General features: G+C 31.0%; 15 protein-coding genes. All 15 read left to right on the forward strand.

All coding sequences use genetic code 11. From position 1 onward, the window contains the following. The first annotated feature begins 10 nt into the window (after positions 1–10). The 15 genes from B5D14_RS04920 to B5D14_RS04990 all read left to right on the forward strand — a co-directional run bounded on the left by B5D14_RS04920 (position 11) and on the right by B5D14_RS04990 (position 18,896). Positions 11–970 carry a glycosyltransferase family 2 protein gene (locus B5D14_RS04920; RefSeq protein WP_078711483.1) on the forward strand — a complete coding sequence of 320 codons (960 nt, stop codon included), beginning with the start codon at positions 11–13 and terminating at the stop codon, positions 968–970. Beyond that, positions 960–2,117, forward strand: a complete 1,158-nt coding sequence (locus tag B5D14_RS04925; protein WP_078711484.1) for a glycosyltransferase — start codon at positions 960–962, stop codon at positions 2,115–2,117. The genes B5D14_RS04920 and B5D14_RS04925 overlap by 11 nt, the downstream gene beginning before the upstream one ends. Then, positions 2,114–3,625, forward strand: coding sequence for a DUF6056 family protein (locus B5D14_RS04930; protein WP_078711485.1), 1,512 nt, complete (start codon positions 2,114–2,116; stop codon positions 3,623–3,625). The genes B5D14_RS04925 and B5D14_RS04930 overlap by 4 nt, the downstream gene beginning before the upstream one ends. Positions 3,626–3,636: 11 nt before the next feature. Then, positions 3,637–5,208, forward strand: coding sequence for an O-antigen ligase family protein (locus B5D14_RS04935; protein WP_078711486.1), 1,572 nt, complete (start codon positions 3,637–3,639; stop codon positions 5,206–5,208). Between the two features lie 69 nt (positions 5,209–5,277). After that, positions 5,278–6,249, forward strand: coding sequence for a glycosyltransferase (locus B5D14_RS04940; protein WP_078711487.1), 972 nt, complete (start codon positions 5,278–5,280; stop codon positions 6,247–6,249). Between the two features lie 99 nt (positions 6,250–6,348). After that, positions 6,349–8,127 carry a hypothetical protein gene (locus tag B5D14_RS04945; RefSeq protein WP_078711488.1) on the forward strand — a complete coding sequence of 593 codons (1,779 nt, stop codon included), beginning with the start codon at positions 6,349–6,351 and terminating at the stop codon, positions 8,125–8,127. A 121-nt stretch (positions 8,128–8,248) separates the two neighbouring features. Continuing rightward, a complete protein-coding gene (locus B5D14_RS04950) occupies positions 8,249–9,178 on the forward strand; it encodes a glycosyltransferase family 2 protein (protein WP_078711489.1) in 930 nt (309 codons plus the stop codon). A gap of 11 nt (positions 9,179–9,189) precedes the next feature. Next, on the forward strand, positions 9,190–9,864 hold the full coding sequence (locus B5D14_RS04955) for a hypothetical protein (protein ID WP_078711490.1): 675 nt from the start codon (positions 9,190–9,192) through the stop codon (positions 9,862–9,864). Positions 9,865–9,878: 14 nt separating this feature from the next. Then, the gene (locus tag B5D14_RS04960) at positions 9,879–12,317 is read left to right on the forward strand and encodes an LCP family glycopolymer transferase (RefSeq protein ID WP_078711491.1); all 2,439 of its coding nucleotides are present in this window, start codon (positions 9,879–9,881) and stop codon (positions 12,315–12,317) included. Positions 12,318–12,412: 95 nt separating this feature from the next. Further along, complete coding sequence (gene rfbA / locus B5D14_RS04965; RefSeq protein ID WP_078711492.1) at positions 12,413–13,303, forward strand: glucose-1-phosphate thymidylyltransferase RfbA; 891 nt, start codon at positions 12,413–12,415, stop codon at positions 13,301–13,303. Positions 13,304–13,314: 11 nt separating this feature from the next. Then, entirely contained in the window at positions 13,315–14,205 is an 891-nt protein-coding gene (locus B5D14_RS04970; RefSeq protein WP_078711493.1) for an NAD-dependent epimerase/dehydratase family protein, read from the forward strand. Beyond that, positions 14,202–15,221, forward strand: coding sequence for a dTDP-glucose 4,6-dehydratase (gene rfbB, locus B5D14_RS04975; RefSeq protein WP_078711494.1), 1,020 nt, complete (start codon positions 14,202–14,204; stop codon positions 15,219–15,221). The genes B5D14_RS04970 and rfbB overlap by 4 nt, the downstream gene beginning before the upstream one ends. Continuing rightward, positions 15,222–16,388: a UDP-galactopyranose mutase gene (gene glf, locus B5D14_RS04980; protein WP_078711495.1), complete on the forward strand. Its 1,167-nt coding sequence runs from the start codon at positions 15,222–15,224 to the stop codon at positions 16,386–16,388. 88 nt (positions 16,389–16,476) lie between these two features. Further along, complete coding sequence (locus tag B5D14_RS04985) at positions 16,477–17,925, forward strand: oligosaccharide flippase family protein (protein WP_159443731.1); 1,449 nt, start codon at positions 16,477–16,479, stop codon at positions 17,923–17,925. Continuing rightward, positions 17,922–18,896: a glycosyltransferase family 2 protein gene (locus B5D14_RS04990; RefSeq protein WP_078711497.1), complete on the forward strand. Its 975-nt coding sequence runs from the start codon at positions 17,922–17,924 to the stop codon at positions 18,894–18,896. Before B5D14_RS04985 ends, B5D14_RS04990 begins: the two co-directional genes overlap by 4 nt. Positions 18,897–18,904: the final 8 nt, after the last annotated feature.

Raw genomic sequence — 18,904 nt, forward strand, 5'->3', positions numbered from 1 at the left:
TGGTGATGATATGTCAAAGAAAGTAAGTATTATTGTACCAGTATATAACGTAGAGAAGTATTTAGAACGTTGTATCAAGAGTATTGTAGGTCAAACTTATGAAAATACAGAGATTATCTTAGTCAATGATGGCTCTACAGATAGTTCCTTACAAATTTGTAAGGGCTATGAAAGTGATTCAAGGGTTATAATAGTAGACAAGATCAACGGTGGTTTAAGTGATGCTAGAAATGCGGGATTAAACGTAGCTACTGGTGATTATGTCGGTTTTATTGATAGTGATGATTTTATAAAAGAGTCTATGATTGAACAAATGATGATTGCTATCAATCAAGATGAATCTGATATCTGTGTGTGTGACATGGAATATCTATATGATGATGGCAAAATTAACTTTGCATCAGGTGGAGATTTTAAATTGTCATCAATCAAAGAAACTCCTGAGTTAATTAGAATAAACAATAGTGCTTGCAATAAGTTGTTTAAAAAAGAGATGTTCAAAGATGTCAAATTTCCAGTAGGAAAATATTATGAAGATCTTGCAACAATTCCTATTTTAATTTATAAGGCAAATAAAGTATCAAAAGTAAATGATGCGTTCTATGTTTATTATCAAAGAAGTGGTTCAATTGCACACACAGCAAATAAAAAAATCTTTGAGATCTATGATGCAATTGATGATTGTATACAATATGTTAAACAACATGGAAATGAAGAAATAATCATTAAAGAACTAAACCATTTCTATATTATTCATGGATTAGATTTAACGACATTAAGAATTAAGGACTTTAATGATAAGTCTTTACGTGAAGAGTATTTAATAGAAAATATGAATGAACTTCAAAAACGTTATCCACTATGGAAGAAAGATAGTTATTATCTACAAGCTGGACTAAAGAAGAAATTCATCTATTCACTATTAGAAAAAGGGAAAGTGAGAACAGTATTAAAGCTTTATGACAAATAAAACAAAAATACTATTTGTAAATGACGAAATGGAAATGGGAGGAGTTGCCCGTGTTTTAAATACACTCATGGCAAACCTAGATACTAATAAATATGATATTTCGTGTCTTATTTTGCACAAAACAGGTATGTTAGTATCAGAAATTCCAAGTCATGTCCATGTGATAGAGGGTACTCCATTTTTTAATACAATTGATAGACCATTGATTGATATTTTAAACAGGATGGATCTAAAAGCATTAGCGAGTAAGTTAAGACTCTTGTTTTATATGAAAACAGGATTAATAAAGAAAAGAATTTTGCATGAAAGAAAAAAACTTATTAAAGAAAGATATGATGTAGAATTAGCAGCAAAAGAAGGATTCTGTACGATTTTTACTGCTTATGGCGATAGTAAGAAGAAAATGAACTGGGTATTAACAGATTATAAACAAAATAACTATTCCAAAAACCACATGAAATTAGTTGTTAAAGCATTACAAAGAATTGATATGAATATTGCGGATTCTGAAGATGTACTAGAATCATTTAAAGAAGTATTTGGAATTACAAGAGGAGTCACAATTCATAACCTAATGGATGTAGAGAAAGTCAAAAATGGTGTAGAATCCGCATATAATGAATCCGTGGTACAGCCAGGAATCAATGTGATTGCAGTTGCTCGATTTCATCCTCAAAAAAGTTTAGAAAGATTATTATATGCCCATAAAGCTGCAATTGATAAAGGTATCGAACATAACTTATATCTTATTGGTGGAGGAGAAACTGAACCACAATTACGACAAATAGTTAAAGAAAATAATCTAAATAGAGTATTTTTCTTAGGATATAAACAAAATCCTTATGCCTATATTGCTAAATGTGATTTGTTTGTATTATCAAGTTTATATGAAGGGTTTGCAACCATTATCAATGAAAGTTTGATTGCAGGAACCCCAGTATTAACTACTAGGGTAGGTGGAGTTAGCGACCAAATCACTGATTCGAATCAAGGTTGGATTGTAGAGAATACTCAAGAAGCATTAAAGGCAGGATATATTCTTGCTTTAAGTAAACCCGAAAAATTAAAAGAAATGAAAGATTCACTAGAATCTTACAAATACCCAAATGATAAAATATTGAAGCAATTTGAAGAGGTATTTAAATGAAATGGATAAAAGACCATAAAAGTGAACTTATCATCGGGGGAGCTGTTTTATTTGTACTCTTATTTTTTGCACTTATTACTAAAATGACTCCACTTGCTGGTGATGATTGGGGATATGCTGTTCAAGGAATGGAAGCTAACCCTTTTACAAAGGCATGGGAATTTTACTTTACATGGTCTGGACGATTCTTTAGTGAGTTGTGGGGATTTGTAGTTGCACCAAGAAAATGGTTATGGAATATTTTAAATCCTGCATTATTTGCATTAATTACATTTTGTATCATCAAACTCACTTATAAGAAAAATAACCTAGTGTTACTAATTATTCTAGTCTTATCAATACTATTTAGTGTTGATAACACATTAAGAATTGAAACATATACATGGATCATGGGAACGACGTATGTTGTTCCGCTAGCACTGTTACTAATGTATCTAGTGCTTATTAAACCAATTGTATTTGGTGAAAAGAAAATGTCGAATTTGATTCTTGGAATTTCAATAGGTTTAAATTTTTATATTGGACTATGCATGGAAAATGCAACAGCTATCTTAGTTCTAGGTAATCTTCTTATTGCCATTTATTGTTGGTTTAATAACAAAGATTACTTTAAAAAGTCTTTACTATTACTGGGTGTTAGCATAATAAGTTTAATCTTAATTCGAGTATCACCTGGAGCAACATTTAGGTTAGCACGAGATAATCAAGAATGGATTCAACTGGGGTTGTTTAATCAGATTGGTAGTAACTGGGTAGCATTCTTGCAAAGAACATTCATCTATAATCGCTATATGATGATGATATTGAGTATAACAATGATATTGGGACTTCTATCATTTAATAAGTCAAAGAAGTGGTCAATATCAACGATAATCATGTTAATTATGCACGGTTTATGCTTTGTTTTAACATTTGTTCCTACATTATATGATAAAACGAATCTTAACTTCTTACTTGTATTTTATGATGTTGAATTTACATCTACTGCACTTCTATTTTGTAGTATATTTTACCTAGCGTATGTTGGCATACTATTCTGGCAAATGGTTGTTACACTGGATTTAAAACAAAGATTAGAAGGAAGTTTTTACCTTATGCTTGCGGGTACTGCCAATATTGCGATGCTACTATCACCTATATTTGGTGCTAGATCAAGTATCTATACAGTATTCTTTATCATCGTATTAATTGCATTCATGATAGCAAACATTGAAATTAATCAATATATCCAATTTGGACTAGTAGTTTTATTTGCAGCATTTATTATGATAAAATGTAGAAGTCTTTTTGAACAATATAAAATTGTGCAATCAGTTCAAAATGAAAGAAACTCAATAATTGAGTATTATCGTGTTAATCAAGATGAAAAAGAAGCCTGGATTCCTAGGATGCCTACAGGATTTATTCATTCTGCAGACATTGAAGAGGGCGATGATTACCACATGGAAGTATTTAAAGAATATTATGGATTAAATCCCGATGTTAAATTAGTGTTCTTCAAAAAATAAAGGAGTTTTGCATGAAAAAACTATTCAATGAAAAAAACTTATCAATCGCAATCATCTTATTAATAGCACTTCAACCTATTATTGACATGGATTATTTAGCGTACGAATTTTTAGATCAATTTGGTTTACCACGTTTATCGACAATTATAAGATTTTTAATAATCCCAGGTTTAATCCTATGGACATTCTTTCTTAAAGAAAAGAACAAAAAGAAAGTTATTACTGTTGTTTTAATCTATGGTGCATTGCTAGGTGGGTACTTTGTTCTCCATTGTATGTCTGCATCTCAAGCATACAATATCATGGGTTTTACAACCAACTTTAAATTTAGTTGGTATCAAGAACTTATTTATATTTTGACACTAATTCTTCCTTTTGGAATTACCTATTGTGTTTACAATATGAACTTTAGTGAAACTGTAATTAAGAAAATCGTTTACTTCTTATCAAGTATCATTTCAATTCCAATATTTTTAGGAGATTTATTTGTATTTGGAAAAAGTACTTACTTTGGGTATACAGTAGCAAACTTCTTTACATGGTTTACTGGGATTTATGAACAATATCATCCTCGCGAATTAGCGAGTAAATTCTTCTTCAATGAAGGGAATACAATTGGTATCTTATTATTCATGATTCTACCACTAATGTATTATTTCTTTACAAAAGAAAATAACAAAAAAACTAAAATCATGGTGGGAGTTTTAATTGGTATTCAAAGTTTATCGATGCAAATACTTGCAACACGTGTTGCAACTTATGGAGCGATTATTATTCCTATCATCTTCTTAGTATTATATTTATTTGATGCACTCATCATGAAGAATCAAAAAATAATGAAAAATGTTGTGATATTGTGCATTTGTTTTGCAGGATTATTTGGAGCGATTCTCGACTTTACACCAGCAGTTCAAAATCAAAAGGTTGATGCTGAAAATACAGTTGCTTTGATAGATAACGGAGCGGTTCATGAAGGTAAAAAAGGCTTAAAAGGAGGAGTAGGCTTGGTTCCTGGTTCTACTGAATTTAATAATTTCTATATTCATATGTTTAGAGAGTATGGAATTAATGCAAAATATATTTCTTCTGTTCCATCAATGTATTATATTGATTGGTATAATTATAATTATGATCCAAAATTTTGGGTTGATGTAACTTTTATGGATGTATATGATCGAGTTAATGGGCGTCAAATACAAACAATATTCATGAATTATAAACTTGATAAATTAAATACATATCAAAAAATAATGGGAGCAGGGTACTCGACTTTCATGAATGGATCTATTATTCTTGAACAAGACTTTAAACAGCAATGGATGACACTAGGACCTATTGGTTCATTTCTTACTATATTTCCTTGGATTGCAAGTTTACTAGTTGGTGCATTCTTAGTAGTTAAGAAATGGAAACAGCTGTTTAAACTGGATATTTTTGTTTATGCGATGTCATTTGTTGCAGCATTAGGTACTGCGTATATGAGTGGGCATACATTAGATCAATTTATTTCTACTACCTTTATGGCACTGTTATTAGGAACATTGTTCTGTAAAATTAAAGAAGCATATGATAAGAAGAATTAGTTCATTTGAACTAGTTCTTTTTTGTAGTAAAATCGGCTATAATAATGAAGGAAAAGTTAGGAGAATCATATGAAACCAACAGTTAGTGTTATTGTGCCTGTATATAATGTAGAAAAACATTTACCTAAATGTCTAGATTCTTTAGTGAATCAAACACTTGAAAATATGGAAATTATTGTTGTTAATGATAGTTCTCCTGATAATAGCCAAGCGATTATCGATAAGTATGTAGAAAATTACCCACAAGTGAAGTCTTTTGTTAAACCTAATGGGGGCATAGCTGATGTAAGAAATTTTGGATTATCCAAAGTTACAGGAGAATATATTGGGTTTTTAGACAGTGATGATTATACAACCCTTGATATGTATGAAAAGATGTATAAAAAAGCGAAAGAGGATGATGCTGAAGTCGTTGTTAGTAATTTCAATTGGGTATCAAGCAAAGAAACAAAACTTCAAAAAGAAGGCCCCTATCAAGGTGGTAAGGAAATGATGGTTCATTTGTTTGCGACATTGTGGAATAAAATTTATAAGACTGATTTTATTAAAAATACTGGCATTCAATTTCCTACAGGAAATAGATATGAAGATGCATGTTTTCTATATTGTTTGTCACCCAATGTAACTCGTATTTCTTTTGTTGATGAAGCTTTTGTATCTTATGTTCAACATGGAGCGAGTATTACACACACAAACAATAGCCAAGTAAAAAATATGATTACTGTGTTTCATATTATCGTAGATTATTTCAAGAAAAATAATTTTTATGATGAGTATTACAGTGAACTGGAATATTTGCATATTAAATTTTTCTTGGGAAATAGTTTTTTGAGAAGTTCACAAATCAGTGATAAACAAGACCGTAAAGATACAATTCAATTGGGTTGGAATTTATTAAATGCAGAATTTCCAAATTGGAAAACAAATCATTATCTCAAAGATTTGGGTGGTATGAAAAACAAATATTTTAAAACAGTAAGTAATTGGAATATTAATTTATATGCGTGGATATTCCATCATTTTAAAAAGTTTGAGGTATAAGAATGTTTATAAAAGATAACATGAAAATAATTATGATTATTGTGATGTTATATCAGTTATTTTCTAAAATAAAAAAGAGAAAGTTGCAGGTGATTCATAATGGATAAAATACTATTTGGATCTATATATTTCTTTATTTTGATTGGTCTAAGTTTAGTGGTATTCAAAGAGAAAAGAATACAGGAAATCATTATTAAGAATAAGTATAAAATCTTAGCTTTTATTTTAATAAATGTTGTACTCATTACCTTGATTAGCTATTTTCATTTATCTAAAGAATCATTTATTCCTTCTTGGGATTTTGGAGGATTTTATCGAAGAGCTCTTGAATTTACAGATAAGTTAGATTTTTCTTTGCAAGATGCAGCAAAGAGCTTATATGAGTCTATAAATATTGATGAGTATAATTACGTTGCGGAGTGGTACCTGTATTTGCCAATGAAAATATTGGGTAATAGTTATCTTAGATTTATAATTTGTATGATAAATGTTTTTCTTATTCCGAGTAACACATTACTGTATATACTATATTTAAAAATTTCTGATGAATTTAAAAACAAATGGTTAGATATTATAGTTGGACTATTCATTATTTTCTTTTCTGCAAACATGTACCCATTGATTCATGGGTATATTGGAAGCTCAGGATTGTTTTATATAGTATTTATTTTGTTTTTTGTCTTTTTGGGAAAGTTCAACAAAGTTAATATTCCCTTCTCAATATTAACGGGAATTTTATTGTTAATACTATTAGTTACAAGAAGATGGTATGCATATTGGATTGTAGGTTTCTTTGTGGCAACAGTAGTAGCAACTCTAGCAATAAAAGATAATTGGAAAAATTTTAAAAATATCATCATAAATTGTTTTGTCAGTGGATCTGTTGCACTAAGTTTGCTGTTGATTTTCTTCTTTCCTTTAGTTCAAACAATAACCACATATAATTATAGCGAAGCTTATTCAGTTATGAAAGTAACCGGCATATTTGAAATAATTATTAATTTCATAAAAGTTTATGGAGTAGTTAATGTTGTTTTAATGGGATTGGGCATATTTGCTTCAGTGAAATTTAAATATCTTAGGAGTTTTGTTATATTTTTAGTTACTCAAATAGTAGTTAGTATTGTACTATTTAATCAAGTTCAGCGCTTTGGATCTCATCATTACTACATTATAAATACTATGTGCCTACTTTTGATAATAATTGGAATCTTGTTCATTACGGAGTTATTAAGCAAAAAGATAAGATTATTTATTATAACTCCTATAATAGTTTTATTAGTTATTAATAGTTTGCAAACAACAGTATTAAGCAATAAAAAGTTTGAACCTTTATTTACAGTTACAAATTGGATGTATGGGCGAATGTATCCAGTTGTACGTATCACTGAAAATAAAGAAGGAATAATTGACTTAATAAACTATATTAATGCTAATACTAAAGAATTTGATTATACGTATGCAATAGCAAGTTCGGTTGAGTTTAATGAAGATCATTTGAGGAATGCTTTACTACCTAATGATTTGGAAGGATTACATAATCTAATGACTACAAGAGTATACGATTTGCGAGATTACCTGCCAAATAATTTCTTTTACAACCGCTATGTGATTGTAACTGATCCTGTACAGTTACAATTTGATGAGAGCCAGCAAAGAGTAATATCTGTATTAGGTGATTTTATGTTAAACTATCCTGACATTGATAAATACTATCGTTTAATAAAAGAAATAAAAATAAATAATGGTTTCAATGTTAAATTATTCGAAAGAATAGATAATGTACCAAACTCAGTTAGACAAGAAATAAGTGATATATTAAAATCTTACTATCCAAATGAACCAAAGATGTATGAGTTTGAAATGTTACCTGAATAAATATGTGAAAATATGTGAAAAGCAAATCTTTAGATTTCCTAAAGAAATGCTTTTTTTAATAGAGTAGGTTGTACTTTTGTTTTCATATATCGTATAATTATAGGGCTATGGAGGGAAGTTTATGAAATTACTATCAATAGTCGTTCCGTGCTACAACGAGATGGAAACAGTTTCAATTTTCTATCGAGAAACAAGCAAGGTTGTAGAAAAGATGGATATGAAGTATGAAATAATCTTTGTAAATGATGGTTCAAGAGATAATACTCTTAGTGAACTTCAAAAATTATATGAAGAACATAAAGATGTAGTGCGCGTAATTGATTTTAGTAGAAATTTTGGTAAAGAAGCAGGGCTTCTTGCGGGATTGGAATATGCTAAAGGTGATTATGTTACTGTGATGGATGTTGATTTACAAGATCCTCCTGAATTTCTGCCAGTTATGTTTAAGACGATGGAAGAAAAAGGTGTCGATATTGTAGGAACAAGAAGAGTATCAAGAAAAGGAGAACCTCCTATTCGCTCATTCTTTGCTAGACAATTCTATAAGTTAATTAATAAATTTTCAGATGTTGAGATTGTAGATGGTGCTAGAGATTTCAGACTTATGACAAGACAAGTTGTTGATTCAATTCTAGAACTTAAGGAATATCATCGATTCTCAAAAGGTATTTTTGTTTGGGTTGGATATAAAACTGAATATCTTGAATATGAAAATGTTGAAAGAGTTGCTGGAGAGACAAGTTGGTCTTTCTGGAAATTATTATCTTATGCATTTGAAGGGATTATTGCGTTTACTGTTGCACCACTTCGAATCGCAACATTTATGGGTGTACTCATTTCAGTAATTGCATTTCTTACTATGGTATTTGTAATAGTGCGTGCAATGATGTTTGGAGATCCTGTCAGTGGTTGGCCAAGTATGGTGACAATCATGTTATTCTTAGGAGGTATTCAACTACTTGCTTTAGGAATAATTGGCGAATATTTATCAAAGACATATATGGAAGTTAAGAAGCGTCCTAACTATATCGTCAGAAAGATTTATGAATAAGGGAGGATTTTATGTCAAAATCAAAAACAAAGAACAATAAGATTAATGGGTACTTGTTGTTAGGAATAATGGCTGTCTCAATATTAATAACATTATTATTTGGTTTTAATATGGTTACAGTCGCGTTTAAAAAAGGTGGCGGTTCAGGTGAAACAGTTGAATTAGATAATGGAAATACAATGAAAAATGATTTGTATACAATTGGAAATAATCCAACCGAATTGAATAAGACAAGCTTTAAAGCCTTAACATCAGCGTTGAAAGATAATGATCCACTTAAGATTACAGATGCAGTTGTGCGTTGTTTTATTTCAGACTATTTCACTTGGACAAACAAAGATGGAAATTATGAAGTTGGTGGACTTCAATATATTTATGGACCTAAATTTACACAATTTAGTGAGGAATCTCGTTGGGGATTTTATTCTGATTTAGATTTATATATTACTCAGTTTGGACGTGAAAATTTACTTGAAGTAGAGTCAATTGAGACTACTGAAGTTGTACCGACAGGAAATTTTGTAATAGGAGATAAAGAAATGCCTGCTTATTATGTCGAAGCAACGTGGATTTATAAAAAATCAGATAAAATCAATGTAGATGAGTTTCAAAAAACAGGTTATTTTACTGTAGCTATCAATGATGGGCGATATGAAATCGTTACAATATTTGACAATTATAACTAGGAGGAGAACTTAATATGGCTAAAAGAAAAGTACAAGCAAAAAAAGCAAAACGTATTAATAGAGACCTTACTGTTGTAAATATCATATTTTCAGTTTTAGCTTTAGTTATAAACTTAATGATGTGGTGGTCAATATTTAGTATTACTCGATATAGTTCATTTAGTAAAATTGTGTTCATTGTGATTAATATTGCTGTTTTACTATTAATGCTTACGATGAATTACTTATTGTTCATGTTAATTCGAACGAAAAAAGTAAAATTTATGAATACAGTGTCTGCTATGTTAGTTGTTTTTTTACTTGTAGGAACATTCGCAACATATGCAACAACAAGAATCAATGTTAATGTTAATAAAATTACAAACACAGGTTCAAAAAACGAAAAAGTAGAAACAAGTTTAGTAGTTTACAGTGCTACTGGATCAAGCTCAATAACAGATATCAATGGACTTGATGGAAAAACAGTAGGGTATGTTGAAGGTGCAAATGATGGTACTATGGCACTTGATGAATTAACTGCAAAAAATATTAATGCAACTACAAAACCATATAGCGATTATATTACCTTGGCACAAGCATTATTTGCTGGTGAAGTAGATTGTGCAGCCTTACCAAGTAATTATGTTGGTTTACTAGAAGTAAATGATGGATTTACTGAATATTTAGATAATACAAAAGCAATTTCAACTTTCGATAAAGTAATTAAAGTAGAAACTGAAGTTGGATCAACAAAAGATATTACAAAAGACCCGTTTACTATTTTGATACTTGGAGTAGATGAAGGTCGTTCAGATGCAATTATGGTTGCATCATTTAATCCAATTAGTCTTAACGTTACTCTAAGCTCAATAGCTCGTGATAGTTATGTTCCTATTGCTTGTTATAGTGGGAAAGGTTCAGATAAGATTGGTCATGCACGTGCAAGAAATAGACAATGTACGATTGATACAATCGAAGATTTATTAGATATTGATATTGATTACTATTTTGAAAGTAATTTCAATGGAGTAATTGAAATGGTTGATGCACTTGGAGGAATTGTGGTTAACAATCCTATCGAGTTTGTTGGACAAAATGCATCAACACAACGTGGACACTATACTGTGTGGGTACCAGCTGGTGAGAATGTTCCTCTAAATGGTGAACAAGCTTTAGCGTTTGCCCGAGAAAGACATAAATATGCAACTGGTGATTTCCAACGTCAGGCAAACCAACAACAAGTTATTCAAGCAATTTTACGACAAATGATGCGTTTAAGAGATGTAAATAAAGGGTTAGCCATGGTGGAAGCAGCTGGTGAGAATATTTCTACTAATATGTCTGTTGACCAATTGATTTCTTTATTTAACTACTCAATGAAAAAAGCTGGTCGTTATTATGATAAAGCAAGTTTAGAAAATGTATTTAATATTATTGGATCTCGTGTCACTGGTTATAGTGATGGTATTTGGAATGATGGACTTCAACAAAACCTTTATATTTATCGTTTATATGAAGGAGCAATTAATGATACGCACGATGCAATCATTAGAAATACGGATATGAATAGTAAAATTACAGCTCCTAAATCAATCAAATGGGATGCAACATGGGAATTTACGGCGCCTGTAATTGCTAACGAAGCATATTCAGGTGAAGTGAAAATTCAAACAATTCCTGATAATTTACCGAAATTCACTACTGTAGGTAAACTTCAAGCTTGGGCAAAATCATTTGGCATAACGGTCAATGTTCAAGAAATTGGTGAAGGAATGGAAGGCTATGATGCAAATCTTGCAGATGGAACTATTATTTATCAAGACGTTTCTGCTGGAACGCCTGCTGCATCTATTAGCGTAATTAATGTAAAAGTAATTAAGAAATCTGCAAAAGTTACTGCATGTCCAACTAATTCGACAGGAACATATCCTGATTGTGTTTGTACAGCAAATACAGATGGTAAAACGCAATATGATAAGAATTCGAATTCATGTATTGTACCAAATGGTAAGGAATATACTCTAACTGTAAGGTATACGGTTGATGGAGGTGGTGCTTCTGCACCTGCAACAGTAACTCAAAAAGTTAAGGAGGGGGCAAGCTATTCGGTAACATCACCTTCTTTATCTGGTTATACACCAGATACTGGAACAGTTACTGGAACAATGCCAGGAAATAATGTAGATGTAACAGTAACATATAAGAAAACTGCTACTGCTACACCAACACCATCTACATCACCAACTCCAACTCCAACAGCGACGCCTACGGCTACACCGACGGCAACGCCAACAGCAACTCCAACACCTACAGCTACGCCTGAGCCAACGGCAACCCCTGAACCAACGGCAACTCCAGAACCAACGGCAACTCCAGAGTCAACTCCAATAGTTAGACTCTATACAGATCCAGTTGTGTTAGCAACAAGAAATAAAATTCTAGATAAACTAGATAATATGCAAAATATATTGTAGATGTTATAGGATATTTACCCAAGAATCATTTGAATTCTTGGGTTTTTTTAATGAGTTCAATATGGTACAATTATGTAAGTAAATGGAGGAATTATATGAAAGGTATTGTTCTTGCAGGAGGTAGTGGAACTAGGTTGTATCCACTTACAAAAGTAACATCAAAACAACTATTACCAATTTATGATAAACCGATGATTTATTATCCACTAAGTACTCTAATGCTAGCTGGGATAAAAGAAATATTAATTATTTCTACTCCCACTGATTTGCCTAATTTTGAGAGATTATTAGGCAATGGATCGCAATTTGGGATTAATTTATCATATAAAGTACAAGAAGTTCCTAATGGGTTAGCTCAAGCATTTGTTTTGGGTGAAGAATTTATAGGTAAAGATGATGTTTGTATGGTTTTAGGAGATAACATCTTCTATGGTAATCAGTTTGGTAATATGCTTAAAAAAGCAGCTGATAACAAAGGACGTGCTACAGTGTTTGGACAATATGTTCATGACCCTGAACGATTTGGTGTAGCTGAAATTAATGAAAACGGTAGAGTTATAAGTATTGAAGAAAAACCTAAAGAACCAAAGAGTAATTATGCTGTGGTTGGGCTTTATTTCTATGATAATCGTGTTGTTCAATATGCTAAGGATTTAAAACCATCAGCACGTGGTGAGTATGAAATTACAGATTTAAATAGAATTTATCTTGAAAAAGGTGAACTTGATTGTGAAGTATTTGGTCGTGGATTTGCATGGTTAGATACAGGAACAATTGATTCATTAGCGCAAGCAACTAACTATGTGAAAACAATTGAAGAAATTCAAGGAATTAAAATTTCAGTACCAGAAGAAATTGCATATTATAATAAATGGGTAACAAAGGAACAATTATTAGAATCTGCAGAAAGCTATGGAAAGAGTGGATATGGTGAATATTTACGCTTTGTAGCATCAGGTTCATTAAAAACAACTTATAACAAATAGATTGAGGATATATGAAAATATTATTTTTAGGATGTGGATACTTAGGATATAACTTGAGTGAAGCATTAAAAGAAGATTTTGAAACTGAAGTATGGGGACTTGAAAGTCCTTATTCTTCGTTTTCATCGATATTCAAAGAAATCAATGTTTTTGATTTGAACTTATTAAGTAACCAAGAATTAAAAGATGTAATTATCATTGATACGGTATCGTTAGTTGCGAATACTGCAAAATCCGATAATGAAGAAGAATTTTTGGACAAACTAGTAAAACGATACGAGGCCTTATTTGAATTGCTAAAAGCAAAAGAAATTCATTCATATTATTTTGTATCAAGTGGTGGAACAGTTTATGGAGCAAGTGATATACCGATAAAAGAAAATCATGAACTTTTACCGAAAACATTGTATGCAAAAAGTAAAGTTTTGTTAGAGGAGTGCTTAATAAAATCTGGATTGAATTATGTTATTATGCGATTGAGTAATCCATATGGTGGTTATCAAGTGACTGATAAGAAGCAAGGGGTTATTCCTGTACTTATTGAGAAAGTATTGAAAAATGATCAATTTGAATTATGGGGCGAAACTAACACAGTACGAGATTATATTTACATTGATGATTTAAGTGTCATGTTGGAAAAACTAATTCAAAAAGATGTGAAAAATGAAATCATTAATATTGGTTCTAATGTTGGTCATAGTTTACAAGATGTATTTAATTTGGTTGAAAAAATTACAGTTAAAAAAATTAATCTAAAGAAAGTTGAAATTGATGTACCTATTATTAAGTCAATCATTTTAGATACATCAAAACTACAAAACTTAATTGAGATCAATTGTAATATTTCCTTACAAGAAGGAATAGAAAAAGAAGTTCAAAGAATTCAGGAGGAACTAAAATGAAAATTTGTGTAACGGGTGGTGCAGGATTTATTGGCGGTAATTTTGTCTATTATATGTTGGATCAACATCCGGACTATGACATCGTGTGTCTTGATGCGTTAACCTATGCAGGCAATCTAGAAACTCTCGAAGGTGCAATGAAAAATCCGAAATTCAAATTTGTAAAAGGTGATATTGCAGACCGCGATTTTATCTATGAATTATTTGAAAGAGAAAAATTTGATATCATTGTCAACTTCGCGGCTGAAAGCCATGTGGATCGAAGTATTGAAGAGCCAGAAGTATTCTTGAAGACAAATATTATGGGAACTCAAGTGTTAATGGATGCATGTCGTAAATTCGGTATTACACGTTTTCATCAAGTTTCTACAGATGAAGTATATGGAGATTTACCATTAGATCGTCCAGACTTATTCTTTACTGAAGAAACACCGATTCATACATCTAGTCCGTATTCTAGTAGCAAAGCAGGTGCAGATTTGTTAGTACTTGCATACTATCGTACGTATGGATTACCAGTAACAATTAGTCGTTGTTCTAATAACTATGGTCCATATCATTTCCCTGAAAAATTAATTCCACTTATGATTTCTAGAGCTCTTGCGAATGAAAGTTTACCAGTTTATGGTAAAGGAGAAAATGTACGTGACTGGCTACATGTTTATGATCACTGTAGCGCAATTGATTTGGTAATACATAAAGGGCGCGTGGGTGAAGTTTATAACATTGGTGGTCATAATGAACGTACAAACATTGAAGTTGTTAAAACTATTCTACATGCACTAGATAAACCAGAGAGTTTAATTTCGTATGTAACAGATCGTAAAGGACATGATTTACGTTATGCAATTGATCCTACTAAAATTGAAACTGAACTTGGATGGAAACCTGTTTATAATTTTGATACGGGGATTCAACAAACAATTAAGTGGTATTTAGATAATAAATCTTGGTGGGAAAACATTATCAATGGTGACTATCAAAACTATTATAAGAAAATGTATGAGGGACGCTAAATGAAATATGATGTAATTGTAATTGGATGTGGATTTGCAGGTTCAGTTATTGCAGAAAGATTCGCATCTCAATCAAATAAAAAAGTTTTAATTTTAGAGAAGAGAAGTCATATTGGCGGGAATATGTATGACTTTATTGATGATAATGGAGTTCGTTATCATGAATATGGACCTCATATTTTTCATACAAATAGTAAAGACGTTGTAGATTATTTATCAAATTTTACGGAGTGGTATCCTTATGAGCACCGTGTATTAGGTTTGATTCAAGGTAAAAAAGTACCAATTCCATTTAACTTAACAAGTATTGAACAATGTTTTGAACATGATAAAGCGGAGAAACTTAAACAAGTGCTTGTAGAAGCATATGGTATGGATACAAAAGTACCTATTTTACGTTTAAAAGAGAATCCCAATGAAGAGGTTAAGGAATTAGCTGACTTTATTTATGAAAATGTATTCAAATATTATACAATGAAGCAATGGGGATTAACTCCAGAAGAGATTGATCCAGGTGTTACTGCGCGTGTTCCAGTACTTGTGGGTAGAGATGATCGATATTTCCAAGATAAATATCAATGTATGCCTAAAAATGGGTATACAGCAATATTCGAAAATATGTTGAAACACGAAAATATTGAAGTAAGACTGAATGTAGATGCACATGAGCATTTACGTGTGGATATTCAAGAAAATAAAGTTTACTTTGATAATGAAGAATTTACAGGTACTGTAATTTTCACAGGAGCAGTAGATGATTTGTTAAACTATGAATTTGGTGATTTATCATACCGTAGCTTAGAGTTCGACAAACAAACACATGATGGCACTTATCAAGAAGTTGCAACTGTAAATTATCCAACACCTGCAGAAATGAATGGATATACTCGTATTACTGAGTATAAGTTAATGATGGAAACATATCCTTTGGAAAAGACAACGATTGCAGTTGAATATCCATATGCTTACAATCGTAAAGCAGATAAAGGAAATATTCCATATTATCCAATCTTCACAAGTGAAGATAAAGAAAAATATGAAATGTATTGTGATAAAATCAAAGGAATTACAAATTTACATGTAGTGGGTCGTTTAGCTGACTATAAATACTACAACATGGACCAAATCGTCGCAAGAGCTCTTATGGTTTATAAAAATATTAAATAGGCTGATTAGCCTATTTTTCTATTGTAGAGACTATATAAAGAAACATCCAAATATGGTATACTATACTAGGTTAATTTTGGAGAATTTTATGGATAGAAAAATATTAAAAAATTACTTTTATAACATACTATATCAGCTGTTTGTGGTGATCACCCCATTCATAACAGTTCCTTATATTACGCGCGCCTTGGGTGGTGAAGCACTTGGTACAAGTGATTGGACAGCAGGTATTGTTCAGTGGTTTGTATTGTTTGGAATACTAGGTGTTAATATCTATGGAAATAAGAAGATTGCAGAAGTTCGCGACGACAAAAAATTAATGTCAAAAACCTTCTTTGAAATCTTTGTGATGCAATTTATTTGCATGCTTATTTCTGGGATTGCATATTTGTTATTTATACAAACAATTAATCCTGATATTCGATTGTATGCTTTCTTACAAAGTATTTCTCTAATATCTGTAGCATTAGATGTTACTTGGTTCTTCTATGGAGTAGAGGATTTCAAGAAAGCATCAATTCGAAATATGATTATTAAAGTACTTGGAATCATACTGATTTTTACATTTGTTAAATCTCAAAATGATTTAGGCTTATTTATATTAATTAATGCAGGCAGTGGAGTTCTTGGACAAGCAATCATGTGGATTCAATTACGCCATTATATTTCTATAGAAAAAATATCGGCAAGCGGTGTAATACAACATTTAAAACCTAATATTTTATTGTTTATACCACAAATTGCGACAAGTATTTATACGATGTTAGATGTAAGTATGCTGGGATATTTATATCCTAATGTTGCGCATGTTTCCTATTATCAACAAGCACAACGATTTATTAAAATGTTTCTTTTCTTTATCACATCTATTGGAGCTGTTATGCTTCCAAGAATTGCGAATATGAATACCCGTGGAGAAGAAGCGAAGGCAGAAATTACTCGTTTCTTACAAACTACACTTAGAATGGCTTTGTATTTGGCGATACCAATGATTGTAGGAATCATAACACTCATTCCATCTTTCATTGCTTGGTTTTTAGATCAAGAATACCAGGTAGTAACGCCACTTATCATTTTTACAACACCAATCATTCTTTTCATAAGTTTAAGTAATGTATATGGAACACAATATATGTTGCCTACTGGTATGACAAAAGAGTATACGACATCAGTTGTTGCGGGTGCATGTACAAATGCCGCCTTGAATTTTGTGCTTATGCCCAAGTATGGTGCATTTGGTGCAATTGCAGCATCAGTTACGGCAGAATTTATTGTTACATTCATTCAATGGTTGCACATAAGAAATAAAATTGATTTAAAAATAAAGTTTAAAAATATCTATAAATACATTATTTCAAGTCTAGTTATGGGGACTATTGTTTACTTAGTATGCAAGTGGTTAGAACCAAGTTTCCTAAGTAATATAATAGCAATCACTTCAGGTTGTGGAGTTTACTTTATTTTACTTACTGTATTAAAGGATGACTTTCATATGAATCTATTAAACAAAGTATTGAAAAGGAGGGGAACTGTATGACTAAAGTAAGTATTATTGTACCTATTTATAATGTTGAAGAATACTTAGGAAAATGTATTGAGTCATGCCTTTGTCAAACATTTGTGGATTATGAACTAATTTTAGTTAATGATGGTAGTACAGATAACGGATTAAGTATTTGTCGTGAATACGAAATGAAAGACTCAAGAATTAAAGTGTTGGATAAACCTAATGGTGGGTTAAGTGATGCACGAAATGCTGGAATGAAGATTGCAACTTCACCTTATATTTATTTCCTAGATTCTGATGATTTTATTGAACCAACATTAATAGAAAAATGTGTAAATAAACTTGATGAAACTAGTGCAGATATGATCATCTTTGATGTTTATCAATATTCTATGAAAACAAATACAAAAGAAATAATTAAAAATGGATATGGTGATTCTAGATGCGTAAGTGTAGCGAATAACCCTGAAGTATTAACAAAGGTATTGAATGCAGCATGGAATAAGATGTATAAATTATCTTTATTTAAAGATAATCACATTGAATATCCACTGGGGTATTATTATGAAGATTTAGGTACTACTTATAAATTAATGCTTAAGGCGAATCAAATCTGTTTTATCAATGAACCATTATATGATTACCTTGTAGATAGAACAGGAAATATTACGCAGCAATTTAATAAGAAAATTTATGATGTTATCGATATGATAGATGAAATGTGTTCTTATTATAAAAAAGAAGGACAGTTTGAAAAATATAAGCAGGAATTAATGTGTATTTCAGGAGTAAATTTATTAAATAGTTTAAAGAAAACTAGAGATATAGCGGATAAAGAAGAAGCAGATAAATTTATTGATACATGTTTTTCTTATATTTATAAACAATTTCCTAAATTTCCTTTTTGTAAATATTTTATAATTCATCATAAAGACGATTGGATTTATGCAAATCCAAGGATTCTAAAGTTTTATTTAGCTATACGAAAATGTTGGCACTAGGAGGATAC

This window comes from Anaerorhabdus furcosa, assembly GCF_900167375.1.
Classification (GTDB): Bacteria; Bacillota_I; Bacilli_A; order Erysipelotrichales; family Erysipelotrichaceae; genus Anaerorhabdus; species Anaerorhabdus furcosa.

Excerpts from the sequence above, each read along its gene's own strand:
- B5D14_RS04920 (WP_078711483.1), top strand. The coding sequence starts at position 11 with ATGTCAAAGAAAGTAAGTATTATTGTACCAGTATATAACGTAGAGAAG.
- B5D14_RS04925 (WP_078711484.1), top strand. The coding sequence starts at position 960 with ATGACAAATAAAACAAAAATACTATTTGTAAATGACGAAATGGAAATG.
- B5D14_RS04930 (WP_078711485.1), top strand. The coding sequence starts at position 2,114 with ATGAAATGGATAAAAGACCATAAAAGTGAACTTATCATCGGGGGAGCT.
- B5D14_RS04935 (WP_078711486.1), top strand. The coding sequence starts at position 3,637 with ATGAAAAAACTATTCAATGAAAAAAACTTATCAATCGCAATCATCTTA.
- B5D14_RS04940 (WP_078711487.1), top strand. The coding sequence starts at position 5,278 with ATGAAACCAACAGTTAGTGTTATTGTGCCTGTATATAATGTAGAAAAA.
- B5D14_RS04945 (WP_078711488.1), top strand. The coding sequence starts at position 6,349 with ATGGATAAAATACTATTTGGATCTATATATTTCTTTATTTTGATTGGT.
- B5D14_RS04950 (WP_078711489.1), top strand. The coding sequence starts at position 8,249 with ATGAAATTACTATCAATAGTCGTTCCGTGCTACAACGAGATGGAAACA.
- B5D14_RS04955 (WP_078711490.1), top strand. The coding sequence starts at position 9,190 with ATGTCAAAATCAAAAACAAAGAACAATAAGATTAATGGGTACTTGTTG.
- B5D14_RS04960 (WP_078711491.1), top strand. The coding sequence starts at position 9,879 with ATGGCTAAAAGAAAAGTACAAGCAAAAAAAGCAAAACGTATTAATAGA.
- rfbA (WP_078711492.1), top strand. The coding sequence starts at position 12,413 with ATGAAAGGTATTGTTCTTGCAGGAGGTAGTGGAACTAGGTTGTATCCA.
- B5D14_RS04970 (WP_078711493.1), top strand. The coding sequence starts at position 13,315 with ATGAAAATATTATTTTTAGGATGTGGATACTTAGGATATAACTTGAGT.
- rfbB (WP_078711494.1), top strand. The coding sequence starts at position 14,202 with ATGAAAATTTGTGTAACGGGTGGTGCAGGATTTATTGGCGGTAATTTT.
- glf (WP_078711495.1), top strand. The coding sequence starts at position 15,222 with ATGAAATATGATGTAATTGTAATTGGATGTGGATTTGCAGGTTCAGTT.
- B5D14_RS04985 (WP_159443731.1), top strand. The coding sequence starts at position 16,477 with ATGGATAGAAAAATATTAAAAAATTACTTTTATAACATACTATATCAG.
- B5D14_RS04990 (WP_078711497.1), top strand. The coding sequence starts at position 17,922 with ATGACTAAAGTAAGTATTATTGTACCTATTTATAATGTTGAAGAATAC.